This is a genomic window from Serratia sp. 25CWL12, from assembly GCF_055790885.1.
The window spans coordinates 2,803,471-2,822,221 of record NZ_CM147698.1 but is presented as its reverse complement, the minus strand read 5'-3'; the positions used below and the strand labels follow the sequence as shown (position 1 = coordinate 2,822,221).

The following is an 18,751-nucleotide window of genomic DNA, read 5'->3' as shown; positions in this document are numbered from 1 at the left end:
ACGCAATATAGTGACTAACGCTACGTAGCGGCTAACACAGCGTAGCGACAATAACGCGGTCGGCATTGAACAGCGCATGGACTGCCATCCCTTGGCGCAGTTTCAATTGGGCTAACTCTTGGTTGCTGACTGTGGCGCAGAGCGTTTCTCCCCCGGTGAGGGTGAGCAACACTTCACTGTGATCATTGCCTGGTTGAATATTGGCCACTGTGCCTGGCAGAACATTGTCTGCCAAGCCGTGCAACGCAGCGTCAGTACTGATTTTTACCCAAGGTGCTTTAATCAGCGCCAGTACCTCTTTGCCCGGGGTCAATTGCAACCGTTCGGCACTTTGCTGTGTCACGGCGGCAGTCAGTCGGGTGTGGCCGTCTGCCAGCAGCAGGTGGATAGCTTGCTGGACCTGTCGATGGTCGCGTTCAATCACCGTAGCGAAAAACTGGTTGCGGGCGCTGGTTTGCAGCGAGAAACGGGCAATGGCTGCCAGTAGGCTATCCAGCGGCAAATTATCCTGTTGCAACACATCAAAGGCTTTTTGCTGGATCTGACCTAGCAAGTCATAAAGCTGGATCAAACGGTGCCCATAGTGTGTCACCTGTGCGCCGCCCCCCCTTTGCCGCCAGTGGCTCGTTCCACCACGGTTTGTTCCGCCAATTGGTTCATTTCATTAATGGCATCCCAGGCGCTTTTGTAGCTGATCCCGGCCAGTTTGGCCCCTTGACTGATCGAGCCAGTCTGTACCACTTGTTTGAGCAGGGCGATACGGCGTGGGTCAGCGAACAGTTTTTGCTTAAGCTTTAAGGTGAGAAGGATCTCGGCCTGCATAATGAACTCCAATGGTTCGCCTGATGACAACCTGTCTATTGTCGCTGATTTGCTCAATACTGCCAACAGAGCACGTTTAGCTGCTTATCCTGCCCTGGGAGCCGTTAAAATAAGCGCGTTTTTGACCATTTTGGTTTACAGTAACCTTTGTAGCACTGTTTGCAAGGTTGTTAAGTGAGGTCCCCATGTTAGAGTTATTGAAAAGTCTGGTGTTTGCTGTGGTCATGGTGCCGGTGGTGATGGCCGTTATTTTGGGGCTCATCTATGCCTTGGGTGAGGTGTTCAACGTCTTCTCCAAATTGGGTCATCCTAAAGAAGATCACCGCTAATCTTCTCTCCCCGCTGATGATGTTGGCGGGGTTTTTACGTTTAACTTCGCGATACCTCTCGTTTTACCCATAAACCTCATGACAATTCTGGGTCTATCGCTATATCATCATTTACATAACGATGAGATTAACCGATGGGAAAATCAACCATGAAACAGCAATGGATCAAGTGGATCGCAGGTATCACGTTGGCTTCTGGTCTGACTATGCCGGCGGTGGCGGCAGAGAAAATCACCGTTTTTGCCGCGGCCTCGTTAACCAATGCGCTACAAGAGATCGCCACCGAGTATCAGAAAACACAAAGTATTGAGGTGGTCTCTTCGTTTGCTTCCTCTTCGACCCTGGCGCGCCAGATTCAACAAGGCGCACCCGCGGATATATTTATCGCCGCTGATCAGCAATGGATGGATTACGCCATCGGCAAACAGTTGATGGTCGCCGAGACGCGCTACACGCTACTCGGTAATGAACTGGTGCTGATTGCCGCTAAGTCCGCCAAGCAAGATAAAATCGACATCAATCAGCAAACCGATTGGGTTAAATTGTTAAACGGTAGCCGCTTAGCGGTGGGTGACCCTGATCACGTCCCGGCCGGTATCTACGCCAAAGAAGCGCTGCAACATCTGGGAGCTTGGGGGGCGTTAGAGCCTCAATTAGCCCGAGCGAATAATGTGCGTAGTGCGATGGTGCTGGTTGAACGGGGGGAAGCGCCGTTGGGCATTGTCTACGGTTCTGATGCTGTCGCCAGCGATAAGGTGAAAGTGGTGGGGATCTTCCCTGAACAGAGCCACCAACCTGTTGAATACCCGATGGCAATTGTCAAACCGCGCCAGACACCCGCTATTACCGCTTTTTATGAGTATCTCAAGGGGCCGCAAGCCACGGCTATTTTTGAACGTTTCGGATTTACAGCGCGTAAATGATATTAAGCGAATATGAATGGCAGGCCATTGAGCTCAGCCTGAAAGTCTCTAGCTTGGCGGTGATCTGCAGTTTGCCGCTGGGCATTCTGATGGCCTGGGTTTTAGTGCGTTGTCACTTCCCGGGTAAATCCTTGTTGGACAGTATTGTTCATCTGCCCTTAGTTCTGCCGCCAGTGGTGGTGGGTTACCTGTTGCTGATCGCCATGGGGCGACGTGGGTTTATTGGTGAATGGCTGTACCAATGGTTTGGTTTCAGCTTTAGCTTCAGTTGGCGTGGTGCGGCTCTGGCGTCGGCTGTGGTGGCTTTTCCGCTGATGGTGCGTGCCATTCGTTTGGCGCTGGAAGCGGTGGATATTCGCCTGGAACAAGCCGCCCGCACCCTGGGGGCCAATCCTTGGCGGGTATTTTTTACCATCACGTTACCGCTCTCCTTACCGGGGGTGATCGTCGGGGTGGTGCTGGCGTTTGCGCGCTCTTTGGGTGAGTTTGGTGCCACTATCACCTTTGTTTCCAATATTCCGGGTGAGACCCGCACTATTCCGCTGGCGATGTATACCTTGATAGAAACACCTGGTGCTGAAGCGGCGGCTGCCCGTTTATGTGTGATTGCTATTGTGCTGGCGATGGCTGCTTTGATGACCTCGGAATGGCTGGCCCGTTGGGGCCGCAAGCGTATGGGGCTATAGATGTTAGAGCTGGATTTCTGCCAGCAACTGGGTGCACTTAATCTCAAGATACAGGCTAATCTGCCCGCTCAAGGGATTACTGCCATCTTTGGGCTTTCTGGCGCGGGTAAAACCTCATTAATTAATGCGATCGCTGGTTTGACGCCGGTACAACAGGGGCGCATTGTTCTTAATGGACATACTCTGCTCGATACCACCAACGGAGTCTGTCTTGCACCGGAAAAACGGCGCATAGGTTATGTGTTCCAGGATGCACGCCTGTTCCCGCACTATCGAGTACGTGGCAACCTGCAATACGGTATGGCAGCCAGCAGTCGCGGTCAGTTTGATGATATTGTCGCCTTGCTGGGGATTGATCCATTACTTAACCGCTTGCCGTTGACACTTTCCGGCGGAGAAAAACAGCGGGTAGCGATTGGCCGGGCGTTGCTTAGCGCACCGCAATTGCTGTTGATGGATGAGCCTTTGGCATCTCTCGATATACCGCGCAAACGCGAGTTGTTACCCTATCTGGAACGGTTGGCAAAACAGGTGAATATCCCGATCCTCTACGTTAGCCATAGCATGGATGAAATCTTACGCTTAGCGCAGCAAGTCATGGTGTTGGATAATGGCCAGGTACGTGCAGTGGGTGGGGTGGAGGAAGTCTGGGCCAGCAGTGCCTTGCGCCCTTGGTTGCAGCGTGAAGACCAGAGTAGCGTGCTGAGCGTGAGTGTCATCAAACGGCATGAACATTATGCCATGAGTGCCTTGGCGCTCGGTGATCAACTGCTGTGGGTTAGTGCTATTGATCTCCCCGTCGGTACCCGGTTGCGTATTCGCATCAACGCTGACGATGTCTCATTGGTTCTACAACCCCCCACCAATAGCAGCATTCGCAATATTTTACCGGCTAAAGTGCTGGAATGCCTGGATGTGGATGGCCAGGTTGAGGTGAAGCTAGCCATCGGGGAGCATATTCTCTGGGCACGTATTACTCCTTGGGCACGTGATGATTTGGCTATCAAACCCGGTCAAAGGCTTTATGCACAGGTCAAGAGTGTATCCATGAGCCGTGAAGGGAGTTGAAAGCAGACGGAGAAGGGGGCAACACACTTCTCCGCCTTAAGGATTAACTCAGAACTCGGGTATGGATCACTTCTGCAATACCCGGTTGTAAGTGGTCGGCGATCACCAAATCAGCGCGTTCTTTGACTGCGTCATCTGCGTTACCCATGGCAACACCGAGCCCGACGGCTTCAAGCATACTTAAATCATTGTAGTTGTCGCCAAAGGCAACCACCTGCTCCATCTTTAATCCTTGTGATTCCACCCACTGCTGCAGCCGTTTACCTTTGCTGTTACCGTTTTTGGCGATGTCTACCTGATCGTGCCATGACCATTCACAAGCTAGCCCCAACTCGTTCTCCACCGTTTCGGCAAACTGGCGCAGTACAGAGATATCTCCGTGTGAGACGGCAAATTTCCAGATGGACTGCGCGTCATCAGCCGCTTGCTGCAGACTATTGACGTGCAACAAGGTAGGGCGTTGTGCTTCCGGTAAACTTTTCGCCCAGGTTTGGGTGCGCAGCACATGACCACTGGGGGTTTGATACAGCATGGCATCATCAACATAGAGCAGGCCGTGAATATCACTCTGTTTCAGCCGTTGTAATACTTGCCGGGCCTGCTCCTTCGGCATGGGGTCGGCAGTTAGCACTTTTTTTTGCTGGAAATCGTACAGGTAGGTGCCGTTACAGCAAATAGCCGGGGTATCGAGTTGCAATTCCTGATAGAACGGGTGAATAGCAACATGATGGCGACCCGTGACCACTACCACCTTGACGCCGGCGGCGCGGGCTTGCGCCAAGGCAGCCAGTGATTGTGGCAAAATGCGTTTCTGCTTATCTAGCAGTGTGCCGTCTAAATCGAGGGCAATAATACGGTAGTTCATCGTGACCCCATGAGGTAAGTAAAGCGATAATACCGATGGTACACCTAACGGCGGTTTGACAAAACCCGGTGTTAGACGGGGGTTGTCATGTCAACAATGTCAGGTAAGCTAAAGAACACAATCGGTTACTCTTTCTCATTAAGGAAAGCAAATGAAGCAAATCGTTTATGTCGCTAGCCCGGAAAGCCAGCAGATCCATGTTTGGCAGTTAGACTCTCAGGGCGCGTTGACGTTAGAGCAGACGGTGGATGTACCAGGGCAGGGGCAACCGATGGCCATTCACCCGGATAATAGCCACCTGTATATTGGGGTACGCCCGGCATTGGGTATCGTCAGTTACCGTATTGATGCGGATGGTAAACTGCAGGAGGCGGGGGTGGCCCCATTACCTGGCAGCCCGACCCATATCGCCACCGATTTGCAAGGCCGTTACCTGTTTTCTGCTTCCTATAACGACAACTGCGTCACCGTCAGCCCCATTGGTCATGAGGGTGTGGTGGGGGCTCCCATTCAGCAGGTTGATGGTTTGACCGCCCCGCACTCAGCCAATATTGACTCGACCAATCAACGGCTATTGATCCCCTGCTTGAAAGAAGATCGTATTCGTCTTTTTAATCTGCATCAGGACGGCGTATTGACCCCTGAGACTCCGGAGGCGGTTGCCACTGCGGTTGGTGCCGGGCCACGACATATGGCATTCCATCCTAATGGGCAGTTCGCTTATTGTCTCAATGAACTGGATAGCACTGTTGATGTTTTGGCCTGTGGTGAGCATGGGGGCCCTTACACCCTAGTGCAAACCCTGGATATGATGCCTGCTGATTTCAACGGTACTCGTTGGGGGGCGGATATTCATCTCACGCCTAATGGCCGCTTCTTATATACCTGTGATCGTACCGCCAGTATCCTGACGATTTTCGCCGTTTCGCCGCAAGGGGATAACATTACCTTAGTTGGGCATCAGGCAACGGAACAACAGCCCCGTGGTTTTAATATCGACCACCGCGGCCATTTTTTGATTGCTGCAGGGCAGAAATCAGGTCATATCACGGTTTATGGCATTGATCCGCATCATGGTCAGTTATCGGCTCTGGGGCGTTACCCGGTAGGGCAAGGCCCAATGTGGGTGAGTGTGCTGGCTCACTGATCTATAGCAAGACCAGAGCAGGCCTTGGTGCCTGCCCTGGGCGATGGATTAACAGTAGGTCACGGTCAGCGTCGCTTTGCCAAGGCTATGGAAGTGAATATTAAAGCCGACCATGGCGCCACTGGCTTCTTCATCCACCGGGATACTTTCCACATCCAGTGCGTGAACAGTGAAATGATAACGGTGGCTTTCTCCTTGTGGCGGAGCCGCACCACCGTAACCGGCTTTACCAAAATCGGTACGGGTCTGTATCGCTCCCTTGGGTAGCCCAGGTTTGCCAGAACCGGCACCCTGTGGCAGTTCGGTTACGGTTGCCGGAATGTTGGCCACCACCCAGTGCCACCAGCCAGAGCCGGTAGGGGCATCGGGATCAAATACGGTGATAGCAAAGCTTTTGGTGCCAGCGGGTACGCCATCCCAAGTCAGGTGAGGGGAGATGTTGACCCCTTGGTAGCCCATGCCGTTAAATACCTGTAGTTCAGGCATTTTGGCCCCATTCTGCAGATCATTACTGTATAAACGAAACGTCATAACCACTCTCCCATATCGTTCTTTAAATCAGTCAGCCTAGATTGTTTTGCGACAAGAATATATAGCCAAGTCAGTGGTTTTTAGCGACCAAGCAAGTTGATATTCTCATCGATTCGCTGCTGGATAGTTTGCAACGTGCCTGGGGTGATCGCTTGGGGATACATCTTCTTGGCTAAAGTGGCAAACTGGCCCGCCACATCGCAAAATCGGTCAATCAGGGTACTCGCTATATTGGCTGGCATCTCGGCTTCTTCGGCAAGCCGGAGCATAGCCTCACGGTGAATTTCCAGTGCTTCGCCCATCACATCCATCTGATGATACCCCCCTGGGCCTTCACAGAAAGTGACGTCATACGCTGGTGCCAATTTCCACTCACCAGAGGGTGACATAAGATAGGAAAAATTCTTGGGATGATCGTCTCGGTTGTTGAACACCACATTGAAAACCACACGCTCAAATGCGAGTGCTTTCTCCCGCACATCATTCGTGCACATTTGGGTGGCCCGCAAGAAATTAACGTAATCCAACGAACCAGGTGTGGTGAAATCAGCACCAGTAAAGGCGGCAAGACTTTGCATAGGCACGCGCAAAGCCCCATGCCGATCAAAGCGTTTGGTCGCGAAGGCCGCTAACCCATTGGGCAGGCTGAAATAGTGCGTCTCAGGCGTCTGAATGCCACACAGGCGTAAGCATTCGGCATAGACCATCTCTATGGCACAGACTTCGGGATGTTCTTGTTGAGCAGGAAATTTGATCAACCAAGCTTCAAAGCCTGGCGTAGACGTAGTGGTAAAAGTGCCGGTTTGGGGGTCGCGATAGACCAAAGCCTTGGGTCTGGCACCTTGTGGAGAGCCGCCTACCAACAGTAATTTTTGCAGGAATGCCCCACCTTCACCCTTGAGGACTTCTTGCACTTCTGCCGCAAGCCGATCAATGGAGATATCCCCTTCCATCTCCAGCCCCTCGGGTGCGGCAGGCTCGAATGACATGGCCCCCATGGCATGGTTGCCAATGTAAGTCAGCCGCTCCAGTGGCCCGATACGTGCTGCATTGAGGCCACGGCGTTTGAACAAGCGGTCCATTAGCAGCATCCCCCAACCGTCAGGGAGAGCATCATAGACGGGGCCGGGTAGCCCAAACTGATGGGGCGGAAAGTCTCTGCGTAACGGCGTTCCTGCCAATGGTAGCTTAAAAGACGACAGTTCCAACCCTTTCTGCTTCGCTTCCTGGCTGTATTCAAACAGAATCAGTGGGCGGCCGGTGATCACTGTCGTCGAAACCAGCGAGCCCCAGTGCCAATGCTCACCCCAGCCATTGTAGTAGACATTGACTTGCTCAAGCATTGTCGAACCTCCTCTTGACACGATGACGTTTCGCGCTGTTTTCGTAGCGGAAAATATCTTCAAGGCTGTCCAATTTTGGTAGGAACAAGGCTTCGAGTTCCTGGCTGCGCCCAAGAACCATCGCTACACGGACTAGATTTTCGAACCCGACATTGCACCCTGCCTCAAGATTAGACACGGTATTGCTGCTAATACCGGCGCGTGCCGCGACATCAGCCTGCGTCATCTGTAGGGCTAACCGCTCAGTGCGCAGACGCTCACAGATCCGCTTAACGATCTCATCGGGTTTTCTTAGGCTTAAATCCAATATGTTGTGCCTTATGTGGCTTTTTTGCTCTTAATTCACAATATTATAGAATTAACTTTGGCTGTGGTCAAAACTGCAATGCGCAAAAATTGTGCTTTATTCAGTGGGTAATCCTGCGCACCGCAATCATTATGCCGATCACGGTGTGGTTCTATACTCACATTTTCTCACACCACCGCGGCCGCAATGGCTGCAGTTAGACGCGAAAGTTGTTCTGGGGTGATGATATAAGGCGGCATCAGATAAATCAGTTTGCCGAATGGCCGGATCCACACACCTCGCTCGACAAAACCACGTTGTAGTGCCGCCACATCCACTGGCTGGCGCATTTCTACCACGCCAATAGCGCCAAGCACCCGGACATCCGCCACCTTGGGCAGAGCTGTGAGAGGGAGTAACTGCTGCTTTAGCTGGTTTTCAATGTCACTCACCTGCTGTTGCCAAAGATTATCCTCGAGCAGTGTCAGGCTGGCGCAGGCAACCGCACAGGCCAGAGGATTTCCCATAAAGGTTGGGCCATGCATAAAACAGCCTGCGGCACCTTCACTGATGGTTTCTGCCACATGGCGGGTGGTGAGGGTAGCAGAAAGGGTCATATATCCCCCAGTCAGCGCTTTGCCCAAACAGAGAATATCAGGCACGACATCCGCATGTTCACAGGCAAACAGCTTGCCGGTACGGCCAAACCCGGTGGCAATCTCATCAGCTATTAACAAAATCTGGTGCTGGTCGCACAGTTCACGCACGCGTTTAACATAGTTAGGGTGATAGATACGCATCCCCCCCGCCCCTTGAACGATAGGTTCGAGGATCACCGCAGCAATCTCTCCCGCATGTTGCTCTAGCAGGGTATTAAATGGCGCGATGTCCTGCTCGTCCCAAGGGGCGTCGAAGCGACATTGAGGCGCGGTGGCAAACAGATGCGGTGCAAGATACCCCTGATACAGGCTATGCATGGAGTTATCTGGGTCGCATACCGACATCGCGCCAAAGGTATCACCATGATAGCCCTGGCGTAGGGTCAAAATACGTTGTCGCCGCTCTCCACGGGCCTGCCAATATTGCAGCGCCATTTTCAGCGCCACTTCCACCGCCACGGAACCTGAATCAGCCAGAAATACGCATTGCAGCGCGTCGGGTGTCATCGCCAGCAATTTACGGCACAGGGCAATGGCAGCGGGATGGGTAATACCCCCGAACATCACATGTGACATTTTCTGCAACTGCTGTGTTGCGGCCTGATTGAGTTGCGGATGATTGTAACCGTGAATGGCGGCCCACCATGAAGACATGCCATCCACCAGTTGCCGGCCATCGGCCAGTTGCAATTCCACGCCACTGGCGGCGGTAATCGGGTAGCAGGGCAGCGGCTGAGTCATGGAGGTATAGGGGTGCCAGATATGGCGTCGATCAAATTCAATATCGCAGGGGGAGAGAGACATTAACCGTAAACCAAAAATAAATAGAATGGTTGACAGTATAGCCGCAATATTTACACTGGCGACACTTTTCATATTGGGAGTTGCAGTCAATGGCCGATCGTATCCACTGGACCGTGGGGCTAGCCCAAGCCCTGTTTGATAAACCGCTGCTGGAATTGCTATACCAAGCGCAAACCGTTCACCGCCAACATTTTGACCCACAACAAGTTCAAGTCAGTACGCTGTTATCGATAAAAACCGGTGCCTGCCCGGAGGATTGTAAATACTGCCCGCAAAGTTCGCGTTATAAAACCGGCCTGGAGACTGAACGGTTGATGCAGGTGGAGCAGGTTTTGGCATCGGCGCGTCAGGCCAAGGCCGCCGGGTCAAGCCGTTTCTGCATGGGTGCCGCCTGGAAGAACCCGCACGAGCGTGATATGCCTTATCTGCAGCAGATGGTACAGGGGGTAAAAGCCATGGGGATGGAAACCTGTATGACGCTGGGTACCCTAGACCCTAGTCAGGCCGAGCGCTTGGCTGACTCCGGGTTGGATTACTACAACCATAATCTTGACACCTCGCCAGAATTTTACTCCAGCATCATCACCACGCGCAGCTACCAAGAGCGCCTGGATACACTAGACACCGTACGTAATGCCGGGATCAAAGTCTGTTCCGGCGGCATTGTCGGCTTGGGGGAAACCGTCGCTGACCGCGCCGGGTTGCTGGTGCAGTTAGCTAATTTGCCAACCCCACCGGAGAGTGTGCCAATCAACATGTTGGTGAAGGTGAAGGGGACACCACTGGCGGATAACGACGATGTCGATCCTTTTGATTTTATCCGCACTATCGCTATTGCGCGGATTATGATGCCCAGCTCTTATGTCCGCCTGTCAGCGGGTCGTGAGCAGATGAGTGAACAGACTCAGGCTATGTGCTTTATGGCTGGGGCCAACTCCATCTTCTATGGCTGTAAATTACTTACCACGCCCAATCCAGAAGAAGATAAAGATCGGCAGTTGTTCCGCAAATTGGGGCTTAACCCGCAGCAAACCTCCATTGAGCAGGGTGACAAGCAACAGCAGCAGATCTTGGCAGAACAACTGCTCAGCGCCGATACCGCCGAATTTTACAACGCGGCACGCTGATGAGCTGGCAACAACGTATTGAACAGGCGCTGAATGAGCGGCGGCAGCATGCCGCTTATCGACAACGGCAGGTCAATCAGGGCGGTAATGGGCGCTACCTGCAATGCAATGGTCAGCAGTATCTCAACTTTTCCAGTAATGATTACCTTGGGCTCAGCCAACATGCTGAGGTGATTGCTGCTTGGCAGCAGGGTGCGGCGCACTATGGTGTGGGGAGTGGCGGCTCTGGGCATGTGACCGGGTTTAGCCAGGCTCACCATGAATTAGAGCAGCAACTGGCCCAGTGGCTGGGGTATCCACGCGCTTTGCTGTTTATCTCCGGTTATGCCGCTAATCAGGCGATCCTGGCGGCCTTAATGCAGGCTGGCGATTGCCTGTTAGCCGACAGACTCAGCCATGCCTCACTGTTAGAAGCGGCGATGCACTCACCCGCACAATTGCGGCGTTTTCATCATAACCAGCCACACTCGTTAGCCTCGTTACTGCAAAAAGCCTGTACAGGCCAACAACTGGTGATCACCGAAGGGATCTTCAGTATGGATGGTGACAGCGCACCGCTGGTGGAATTACAGCACTTAACCCACCAAGCGGGGGGCTGGCTGATGGTGGACGATGCGCACGGTATTGGCGTGCGTGGTGCACAAGGGCGCGGTAGTTGCTGGCAGCAGGGGGTACGCCCGGAGATCTTGGTGGTCACTTTTGGCAAAGCCTTTGGTGTCAGTGGTGCGGCGGTGTTATGTGATGAACCCTTGGCAGAATACTTGCTGCAATTTGCACGCCATCTGATTTATAGCACGGCGATGCCCCCGGCCCAGGCTTGTGCCTTGCAGGCCGCATTACATTGTGTCCAACAGGGGGACGAGTTACGGGCTCAATTACAGCGCCATATCCAACGCTTTCGCGCCGGGGTTGCCAGCCTGCCACTGAAGTTAACGGACTCAGACACCGCAATTCAACCGTTAGTGGTGGGGGATAACCAGCAAACGCTGGTTTTGGCCCAACGTCTGCGTGAGCAGGGGATTTGGGTTAGCGCTATCCGTCCGCCAACAGTGCCACCGGGTAGCGCGCGCTTGCGCATTACACTGACTGCGGCGCACCAAACAGAAGATATCGAACGTTTGCTAGAGGTGTTACATGACATCTGTGTTTGAGGGGGTGAACAAGCAGGCGGTGGCCGCGGCCTTCAGCCGGGCAGCAAAAAGTTATGATGTGGCGGCCGTGTTACAACGGGAGGTAGGAGAACGCTTAATCGCGATGGCGGCTCATCACCCTGGCCAATCGGTATTGGATGCTGGCTGTGGCACCGGTTATTTCAGCCGTCGTTGGCGCAACTTGGGTAAGCAGGTGACTGCGCTGGATCTGGCGCCGGGTATGTTGGCTTTTGCCCGCCAGCAGCAGGTGGCTGATCACTACTTACTGGGGGATATCGAGAATGTCCCGCTGCCAGATGCCTCTGTGGATATCTGTTTTAGCAGCCTGGTGGTGCAGTGGTGCAGCTCTCTGCCTCAGGTATTGGCGGAACTGTACCGGGTGACACGGCCGGGTGGGGTGATTTTATTCGCTACCTTGGCACAGGGCACATTACATGAATTGGCAGATGCCTGGCAGCAGGTAGATGGTGAACGCCATGTGAATGATTTCCTGCCTGTCGCACAGATTAGTGCTGCTTGTCAGCACTATCGTCATGAACTGCAACCTGCCTGGCAAACCCTGCATTACCCTGATGTTATGACACTGATGCGCTCATTGAAGGGGATTGGTGCCACCCATTTACATCAGGGCCGTGATAGCGGGTTGCTTTCTCGCCAGCGTTTAGCGGCATTGCAAGCGGCTTACTCCTGCCAACAGGGGCAGTACCCTCTCAGTTATCATCTGGTTTATGGAGTCATTTATCGTGATTAAACGTTGGTTTGTGACGGGAACGGATACGGAAGTGGGGAAAACGGTCGCCAGCAGTGCTCTGTTACAGGCGGCTCAAGCGGCAGGGTTTTGCTGTGCTGGTTATAAGCCAGTGGCTTCAGGCAGTGAAATGACCGCTGAGGGGTGGCGTAATAGTGATGCATTGGCTTTGCAGAGAAACAGCAGTATGGCGCTGGATTATACCGATGTGAATCCATACACCTTTGCTGAGCCAACCTCACCCCATATTGCCAGCCAACATGAAGGGATCCCCATCTCTCTGGCTCGACTTTCTAGTGGTTTACGTCACCTTGAACAACAGGCCGAGTGGTTGCTGGTGGAAGGGGCCGGGGGATGGTTTACCCCACTTTGCGAACGCTATACGCTTGCCGATTGGGTGCGCCAGGAACGCTTGCCGGTGATTCTGGTGGTTGGGATCAAACTGGGTTGTATCAACCATGCAGTGCTTACCGCTCAGGCCGTTCAGCAAGCGGGGTTGCCCTTGGCAGGTTGGATAGCCAATCAGGTCATTAAACCGGGAAAACGCCATCAGGAGTATCTTGCGACGCTTTGCCGTATGTTGCCAGCCCCGTTGTTGGGGGAAATTCCCCATTTACCGCAGATTGAGCAACAGCCACTAGCGCAATATCTTGACTTGACGCAGCTTGCCAAGTGAGTCAGTGATCGTTTATTCGATGTGCTGTAAACCCCTGTCCGCTTAAGCTAAAAAGGGACTTTGTCAACAGTCCGAAATATCATTTTTTTGATGCACTTTTTTAGCATTAATTGGTATAAGCGATGCGAAATATTTGTGAAAAAGTAACTAAAAAAATGACTGCAATGCCACTGCAAACGGAAAAGTGTCCTTTGCCTAACTCCCGCCCCTTATGGGGTACTGCGAGTTATCCACTATTCCTGTGGATAACCATGTGCATTATAGCTAGAAAAGTAGGGTAAATAGAGCAAGGGCGCGGGTTTCAACAAGGTTGCCGTTATTCTCAGCTTTTAATTAAAAGTATTTAATATCAATAAATTAACTAAAATCAAGACACTTGTTGACGGAGGGGAGTGCCGCGAGTGATTTTACGCTGCCTTGTAGTAGAAATGTTAATTTATGATATGTTCTGGGGATAACATGACGATTGACAATCAGAAAGTTCCTACCTTGTCAGTGACTGGAATGCACTTAAAGATAAATGTGTTGGAGGCTGTTTTTATATCCAGTATTATGGGTAAGTGACAGCTGATTGCTGGCGGCATGTTGTGGCCTTGGCAAATTGAAAGATGAAGGGGATATGAGCAAACATTTCAAACTGCATTCAGAATTCAAACCAGCCGGTGATCAGCCGGAAGCGATCCGCAAGCTGGAAATGGGGCTGGAAGATGGCTTGGCACACCAGACGTTGCTGGGGGTAACTGGTTCGGGCAAAACGTTCACCATTGCCAATGTAATAGCGGATCTCAACCGCCCCACCATGGTGCTGGCACCGAACAAGACGCTGGCGGCGCAGCTCTATGGTGAGATGAAAGAGTTTTTCCCCGAGAATGCAGTGGAGTATTTTGTCTCCTACTACGACTACTATCAGCCGGAAGCTTACGTACCGAGTTCTGATACCTTTATCGAGAAGGATGCCTCGGTAAACGAACATATTGAGCAAATGCGCCTGTCGGCCACCAAAGCGCTGCTTGAGCGGCGTGACGTGGTGGTGGTGGCCTCCGTTTCTGCGATCTACGGCCTGGGGGATCCTGACCTTTATCTGAAGATGATGCTGCACCTCACCAAAGGGATGATCATCGATCAACGCTCGATTCTGCGGCGGCTGGCGGAATTGCAATATACCCGTAATGATCAGGCTTTCCAGCGAGCCACCTTCCGGGTGCGTGGGGAAGTGATTGATATATTCCCTGCGGAATCCGATGAGCTGGCGTTGCGGGTGGAGTTGTTCGATGACGAGGTCGAACGTCTGTCACTGTTTGACCCGCTCACCGGTCAGGTTGAACAAACCGTACCCCGTTTCACCATCTACCCCAAATCTCACTATGTTACCCCCCGGGAACGCATTGTGCAGGCCATGGAGGAGATCAAACTGGAATTAGCACAGCGGCGCAAGGTGTTGCTGGCGAATAACAAACTGCTGGAAGAGCAGCGTTTATCGCAACGTACCCAGTTTGATTTGGAGATGATGAACGAATTGGGCTATTGCTCGGGTATTGAAAACTATTCACGTTATCTCTCTGGGCGGAGAGAAGGTGATCCTCCCCCCACACTGTTCGACTACCTGCCCGCGGACGGCTTACTGGTGGTGGACGAATCTCACGTCACCATTCCGCAAATTGGCGGCATGTACAAAGGCGATCGCTCACGCAAAGAGACCTTGGTGGAATATGGTTTTCGCTTGCCTTCAGCACTGGATAACCGGCCACTTCGTTTCGAAGAGTTTGAAGCGCTGGCACCACAGACAATCTATGTTTCTGCGACCCCGGGTAAATATGAGCTGGAAAAATCCGGCGGTGACATTATCGATCAAGTGGTGCGCCCGACCGGGTTGCTCGATCCCGTGGTGGAAGTTCGCCCGGTTACGACTCAGGTTGACGATCTGCTTTCAGAAATTCGTCTGCGTGCTGCTGTCAATGAACGGGTGCTGGTCACCACACTCACCAAGCGGATGGCGGAAGATTTAACTGACTATCTTGAAGAGCATGGTGAGCGCGTACGTTACCTGCATTCAGATATTGATACGGTGGAACGCGTAGAAATTATTCGTGATTTGCGTTTGGGGGAGTTTGATGTGCTGGTGGGCATCAACCTGTTGAGGGAAGGGCTGGACATGCCCGAAGTGTCATTGGTGGCGATCCTGGATGCGGATAAAGAAGGGTTCCTGCGTTCTGAACGTTCTTTGATTCAGACCATCGGCCGTGCGGCACGTAATCTTAATGGTAAGGCGATCCTTTACGGTGACAGAATAACCGACTCCATGGCGAAAGCGATTGGCGAAACAGAGCGTCGGCGCGTCAAACAGCAAGCCCACAACCAAGCCAATGGCATTGTGCCAACCGGGTTGAACAAAAAAATTGGCGATATTTTACAGTTGGGGCAGCCCAGTACACGGGGCAAGAACAAAGGGAAAAACAAGGCGGCAGAGAGCAGTGCGCAATATCAACATCTCACACCAAAAGCGTTGGAACAAAAAATCCAGGTGCTGGAAGCCCGCATGTATACCCATGCACAGAACCTGGAGTTCGAACAGGCTGCCGCACTGCGTGATGAAATTCACCAGTTGCGCGCGCAATTTATTGCGCTGTCGTGATTTTGCTTGCCAGCTTGACGCCGGTAGCAGGTAGCAGGTAGCAGGTAGCAGGGGGGCAGTTCGCCCTGCTACCTAGAGATTAACGGCGAGCCGCCAGTTGCACTAAAACCTGATCCAGAGCTTGGCGCAGTAATTGGCGATCATGGCGGTAAGGGATATCGCTGGCTTCCAGAGGCTGCTTGATGACAATGCGGTCCTGGACCTGGTCGGTATTCACTGCTGGGCCAACCACCACCGCGTCAATCATTTTACGGCCAATTTTCTCTTCCATCAGTACCAGTTTATCTTGCAGTTTCAGGGCAGCGGCAGCCACACTGAGTTCCCGCCCCAGATTACCGATGTAGACCATATTGGCACTACTGCGCCGTAAGGCTTGTGTCAGTTCATCAAGCAGCAATAGCGGCATCAGGCTGGTGAGAAAACTACCGGGGCCAATCAGGATCAAATCTGCTTGCGCGATGGCTTCTACCGCTTCGCGTGTGGCATGTACCGGGGGGGAGAGCAGTAACTCTTGTGGCATCTGAGTCAGTTGGTCAATATTGACTTCACCATACACTGGGTGGCCTTCATGGTCATTGGCCATGAGATCTACCGGTTGCTCTGACATGGGGATTAATGCGGCATCCACCCTTAACAGGTTGCGTACCAGATTAATCGCCTCCAATGGACGCACGCTAAGGTGATCGAGGGATTTTAGCATCAAATTCCCTAGGTTATGACCAGCCAATTCGCCATTACCACTGAAACGATACTCAAACATGGCTGACGCGATACTCGGTTCGGTAATCAGTTGATTGAGACAGTTACGCGTATCTCCCCAGGCAATCCCCCCTTCAGAACGACGGATACGACCAGTAGACCCGCCATTATCCGTGGTGGTGACGATACCGGTTAAGCGGGAGCCTAATGACGACAACGCTGACATGACACGGCCAAGACCATGACCACCACCGAGTGCCACGACTCTGTCAAGATCAGCGAGGGTACGGTTACGCATAAAACTCCTTAGCTCTGGGGAGAGAAACAACCTGCATAGGGTAGCGGATTTGGCTGCAAAACACGATCTAGAGTGCGATTTGCGTGATTCCGGTCAATTCATCCTGCTAACAACCGGTTATGATGATTATCAGTGTTTGGGAAGCTAAAAAAGCGTTGTGTAAACAGCTATATATCGAAATTACTCATTGGTATCACCGCTGTTTAGCGCTAGAATCCTGAAAAAACCACGGTTTCGTTCCAGTTATATTTGCAGTGAATGGAAGGGAACTCAAACTCCTAGCCTTGCTACCTAAGTTGTTTTACACGCAATAAGGTATCTTGGCCGTGGCGATGTCAGCCACCAGGGTGCAGAGTGGAAACGCTCGCATCTCCCGTATTTGGAAGGTGTTATGGTACCGCAACTTATAGATGCTTTTGAGCGCAAATTTTACTATTTGCGTCTGTCGATCACCGATGTATGCAACTTTCGTTGCACTTACTGCTTGCCCGAGGGTTATAAACCCAGTGGTAGCCCGAAAACATTCCTCTCTTTAGATGAGATCCGCCGTGTCAGCCGTGTATTCGCTGAGTTGGGGACTGAAAAAGTCCGCCTGACAGGGGGCGAACCCTCTTTACGCCGTGATTTTACCGAGATCATTGCCGCTGTGCGTGAAAACCCGGCAATTCGCACCTTGGCGGTAACTACCAATGGTTACCGTTTGGCGCGTGATGTGGCGAGTTGGCGTGATGCCGGCCTCACGGCAATTAATGTCAGTGTTGATAGCCTTGACCCGCGTCAGTTCCAGGCAATTACCGGTCAGGACAAGTTTCGCCAGGTGATGGATGGCATTGATGCCGCCTTTGCGGCGGGTTACCAGCGGGTAAAAGTGAATACCGTGCTGATGCGCGATATTAATCACCAAAAGTTGGCCAGTTTCCTTGCTTGGATCAAAGATCGGCCGATCCAACTGCGGTTTATTGAATTAATGGAAACCGGCGAAGGTAGCCAGTTGTTCCGCCAGCGCCATATTTCCGGCGCTATCATCCGCCAGCAACTGCAGCAACAGGGATGGCAGCAACAGCCAAGGGGCACTCATGATGGCCCAGCTCAGGTCTTTAGCCATCCCGATTATCAGGGTGAAATTGGCTTGATCATGCCCTATGAAAAAGATTTCTGTACTACCTGTAACCGCTTGCGGGTTTCAGCCATTGGCAATCTGCATTTGTGCTTATTTGGTGAACAAGGTATCCCGCTGCGTGATTTGTTGGCCGATGACAGCCAACTGACTCAGTTGAAAATGCGCATTCACAGTGGTTTGCAAGCCAAAAAACAGAGTCACTTCCTGCATCAGGGTAACAGCGGTATCACACCGAATTTATCGTTTATTGGCGGTTGAACGCCACCTAAGCTCAAGTTGATTTAACATGCAGCTTATTTACGTCAGGGGAGCAAACTCGCCATGAGCCAGGTCAGTAGTGAATTCATTCCGGCAAACATTGCCATTCTCACCGTTACCGACCGCCGCACTGAAGCGGAAGATACCTCCGGTCAATATCTACAGGAAGCCGCAGAACAGGCGGGGCATCACGTGGTGACGAGTGCCTTGGTGAAAGACAATATCTATCAGATCCGTGCGCTGGTGAGTGTGTGGATTGCCAGCGATGAAGTGCAGGTGGTGTTGATCAATGGCGGCACCGGCTTTACGGGTGGCGACAATACCCCCGAGGCGTTAGTGCCCCTGTTTGATCGCCAGGTAGAAGGGTTTGGCGAACTGTTCCGCGCGCTCTCATTTGAAGAGATTGGCACGGCGGCGATTCAGTCGCGTGCATTGGCGGGGATGGCCAACAATACGGTAATTTTCGCCATGCCGGGTTCCACTCGTGCCTGCCGTACTGCTTGGCAACGCATCATTGCCGAGCAGTTGGACGCACGCCATCGCCCATGTAATTTTTTACCCCATTTGAAGAAGTAATTT

General features: G+C 52.4%; 18 protein-coding genes, 1 pseudogene and 1 riboswitch. Of the genes and pseudogenes, 12 read left to right on the top strand and 7 right to left on the bottom strand.

The window, feature by feature from the left end:
* Window positions 1-31 precede the first annotated feature (31 nt).
* Window positions 32-822 (bottom strand): annotated as a pseudogene (modE, locus tag ACX9GV_RS12070) (molybdenum-dependent transcriptional regulator).
* 185 nt (window positions 823-1,007) lie between these two features.
* Between modE and ACX9GV_RS12065 the strand changes: the two are divergent.
* The 4 genes from ACX9GV_RS12065 (at window position 1,008) to modC (ending at window position 3,828) form a co-directional block, all read left to right on the top strand.
* Complete coding sequence (locus tag ACX9GV_RS12065; RefSeq protein WP_023489208.1) at window positions 1,008-1,151, top strand: AcrZ family multidrug efflux pump-associated protein; 144 nt, start codon at window positions 1,008-1,010, stop codon at window positions 1,149-1,151.
* 149 nt (window positions 1,152-1,300) lie between these two features.
* Window positions 1,301-2,074: a molybdate ABC transporter substrate-binding protein gene (gene modA, locus ACX9GV_RS12060; protein ID WP_473195693.1), complete on the top strand. Its 774-nt coding sequence runs from the start codon at window positions 1,301-1,303 to the stop codon at window positions 2,072-2,074.
* Complete coding sequence (gene modB / locus ACX9GV_RS12055; RefSeq protein ID WP_023489210.1) at window positions 2,071-2,760, top strand: molybdate ABC transporter permease subunit; 690 nt, start codon at window positions 2,071-2,073, stop codon at window positions 2,758-2,760. Before modA ends, modB begins: the two co-directional genes overlap by 4 nt.
* The gene (gene modC, locus ACX9GV_RS12050; RefSeq protein ID WP_473195692.1) at window positions 2,761-3,828 is read left to right on the top strand and encodes a molybdenum ABC transporter ATP-binding protein ModC; all 1,068 of its coding nucleotides are present in this window, start codon (window positions 2,761-2,763) and stop codon (window positions 3,826-3,828) included.
* A gap of 43 nt (window positions 3,829-3,871) precedes the next feature.
* On the opposite strand, the gene ACX9GV_RS12045 is transcribed toward modC, so the two are convergent.
* Window positions 3,872-4,693 carry a pyridoxal phosphatase gene (locus tag ACX9GV_RS12045; RefSeq protein WP_473195691.1) on the bottom strand — a complete coding sequence of 274 codons (822 nt, stop codon included), beginning with the start codon at window positions 4,691-4,693 and terminating at the stop codon, window positions 3,872-3,874.
* Window positions 4,694-4,844: 151 nt separating this feature from the next.
* On the opposite strand from ACX9GV_RS12045, the gene pgl reads away from it, so the two are divergent.
* Complete coding sequence (pgl, locus tag ACX9GV_RS12040; RefSeq protein ID WP_473195690.1) at window positions 4,845-5,840, top strand: 6-phosphogluconolactonase; 996 nt, start codon at window positions 4,845-4,847, stop codon at window positions 5,838-5,840.
* A gap of 48 nt (window positions 5,841-5,888) precedes the next feature.
* On the opposite strand, the gene ACX9GV_RS12035 is transcribed toward pgl, so the two are convergent.
* The 4 genes from ACX9GV_RS12035 to bioA form a co-directional block, all read right to left on the bottom strand.
* Window positions 5,889-6,371, bottom strand: a complete 483-nt coding sequence (locus ACX9GV_RS12035; protein ID WP_473195689.1) for a kinase inhibitor — start codon at window positions 6,369-6,371, stop codon at window positions 5,889-5,891.
* Window positions 6,372-6,451: 80 nt separating this feature from the next.
* The gene (locus ACX9GV_RS12030) at window positions 6,452-7,714 is read right to left on the bottom strand and encodes a type II toxin-antitoxin system HipA family toxin (protein ID WP_473195688.1); all 1,263 of its coding nucleotides are present in this window, start codon (window positions 7,712-7,714) and stop codon (window positions 6,452-6,454) included.
* Window positions 7,707-8,024 carry a helix-turn-helix domain-containing protein gene (locus ACX9GV_RS12025; protein WP_473198032.1) on the bottom strand — a complete coding sequence of 106 codons (318 nt, stop codon included), beginning with the start codon at window positions 8,022-8,024 and terminating at the stop codon, window positions 7,707-7,709. Before ACX9GV_RS12025 ends, ACX9GV_RS12030 begins: the two co-directional genes overlap by 8 nt.
* 164 nt (window positions 8,025-8,188) lie before the next feature.
* Window positions 8,189-9,463: an adenosylmethionine--8-amino-7-oxononanoate transaminase gene (gene bioA, locus ACX9GV_RS12020; protein WP_473198031.1), complete on the bottom strand. Its 1,275-nt coding sequence runs from the start codon at window positions 9,461-9,463 to the stop codon at window positions 8,189-8,191.
* 89 nt (window positions 9,464-9,552) lie between these two features.
* Between bioA and bioB the strand changes: the two genes are divergently transcribed.
* The 5 genes from bioB to uvrB all read left to right on the top strand — a co-directional run bounded on the left by bioB (window position 9,553) and on the right by uvrB (window position 15,797).
* Window positions 9,553-10,590, top strand: coding sequence for a biotin synthase BioB (bioB, locus tag ACX9GV_RS12015; RefSeq protein ID WP_473195687.1), 1,038 nt, complete (start codon window positions 9,553-9,555; stop codon window positions 10,588-10,590).
* A complete protein-coding gene (gene bioF, locus ACX9GV_RS12010; protein WP_473195686.1) occupies window positions 10,590-11,741 on the top strand; it encodes an 8-amino-7-oxononanoate synthase in 1,152 nt (383 codons plus the stop codon). Before bioB ends, bioF begins: the two co-directional genes overlap by 1 nt.
* Window positions 11,725-12,492 (top strand): malonyl-ACP O-methyltransferase BioC, encoded by a 768-nt coding sequence (gene bioC / locus ACX9GV_RS12005; RefSeq protein WP_473195685.1) that lies wholly within the window; start codon window positions 11,725-11,727, stop codon window positions 12,490-12,492. The genes bioF and bioC overlap by 17 nt, the downstream gene beginning before the upstream one ends.
* A complete protein-coding gene (gene bioD / locus ACX9GV_RS12000; RefSeq protein ID WP_473195684.1) occupies window positions 12,485-13,165 on the top strand; it encodes a dethiobiotin synthase in 681 nt (226 codons plus the stop codon). Before bioC ends, bioD begins: the two co-directional genes overlap by 8 nt.
* A 619-nt stretch (window positions 13,166-13,784) precedes the next feature.
* Window positions 13,785-15,797, top strand: coding sequence for an excinuclease ABC subunit UvrB (gene uvrB, locus ACX9GV_RS11995; RefSeq protein WP_473195683.1), 2,013 nt, complete (start codon window positions 13,785-13,787; stop codon window positions 15,795-15,797).
* A gap of 79 nt (window positions 15,798-15,876) precedes the next feature.
* Here uvrB and yvcK read toward each other — a convergent pair whose 3' ends face one another.
* A complete protein-coding gene (yvcK, locus tag ACX9GV_RS11990; RefSeq protein ID WP_473195682.1) occupies window positions 15,877-16,794 on the bottom strand; it encodes a uridine diphosphate-N-acetylglucosamine-binding protein YvcK in 918 nt (305 codons plus the stop codon).
* A gap of 263 nt (window positions 16,795-17,057) precedes the next feature.
* A riboswitch (molybdenum cofactor riboswitch) is annotated at window positions 17,058-17,199 on the top strand.
* Between yvcK and moaA the strand changes: the two genes are divergently transcribed.
* Both moaA and moaB read left to right on the top strand, forming a co-directional pair.
* Window positions 17,186-18,172 (top strand): GTP 3',8-cyclase MoaA, encoded by a 987-nt coding sequence (moaA, locus tag ACX9GV_RS11985; RefSeq protein ID WP_473195681.1) that lies wholly within the window; start codon window positions 17,186-17,188, stop codon window positions 18,170-18,172. (Overlaps the previous riboswitch by 14 nt.)
* Before the next feature lie 63 nt (window positions 18,173-18,235).
* A complete protein-coding gene (moaB, locus tag ACX9GV_RS11980; RefSeq protein WP_473195680.1) occupies window positions 18,236-18,748 on the top strand; it encodes a molybdenum cofactor biosynthesis protein B in 513 nt (170 codons plus the stop codon).
* Window positions 18,749-18,751: the final 3 nt, after the last annotated feature.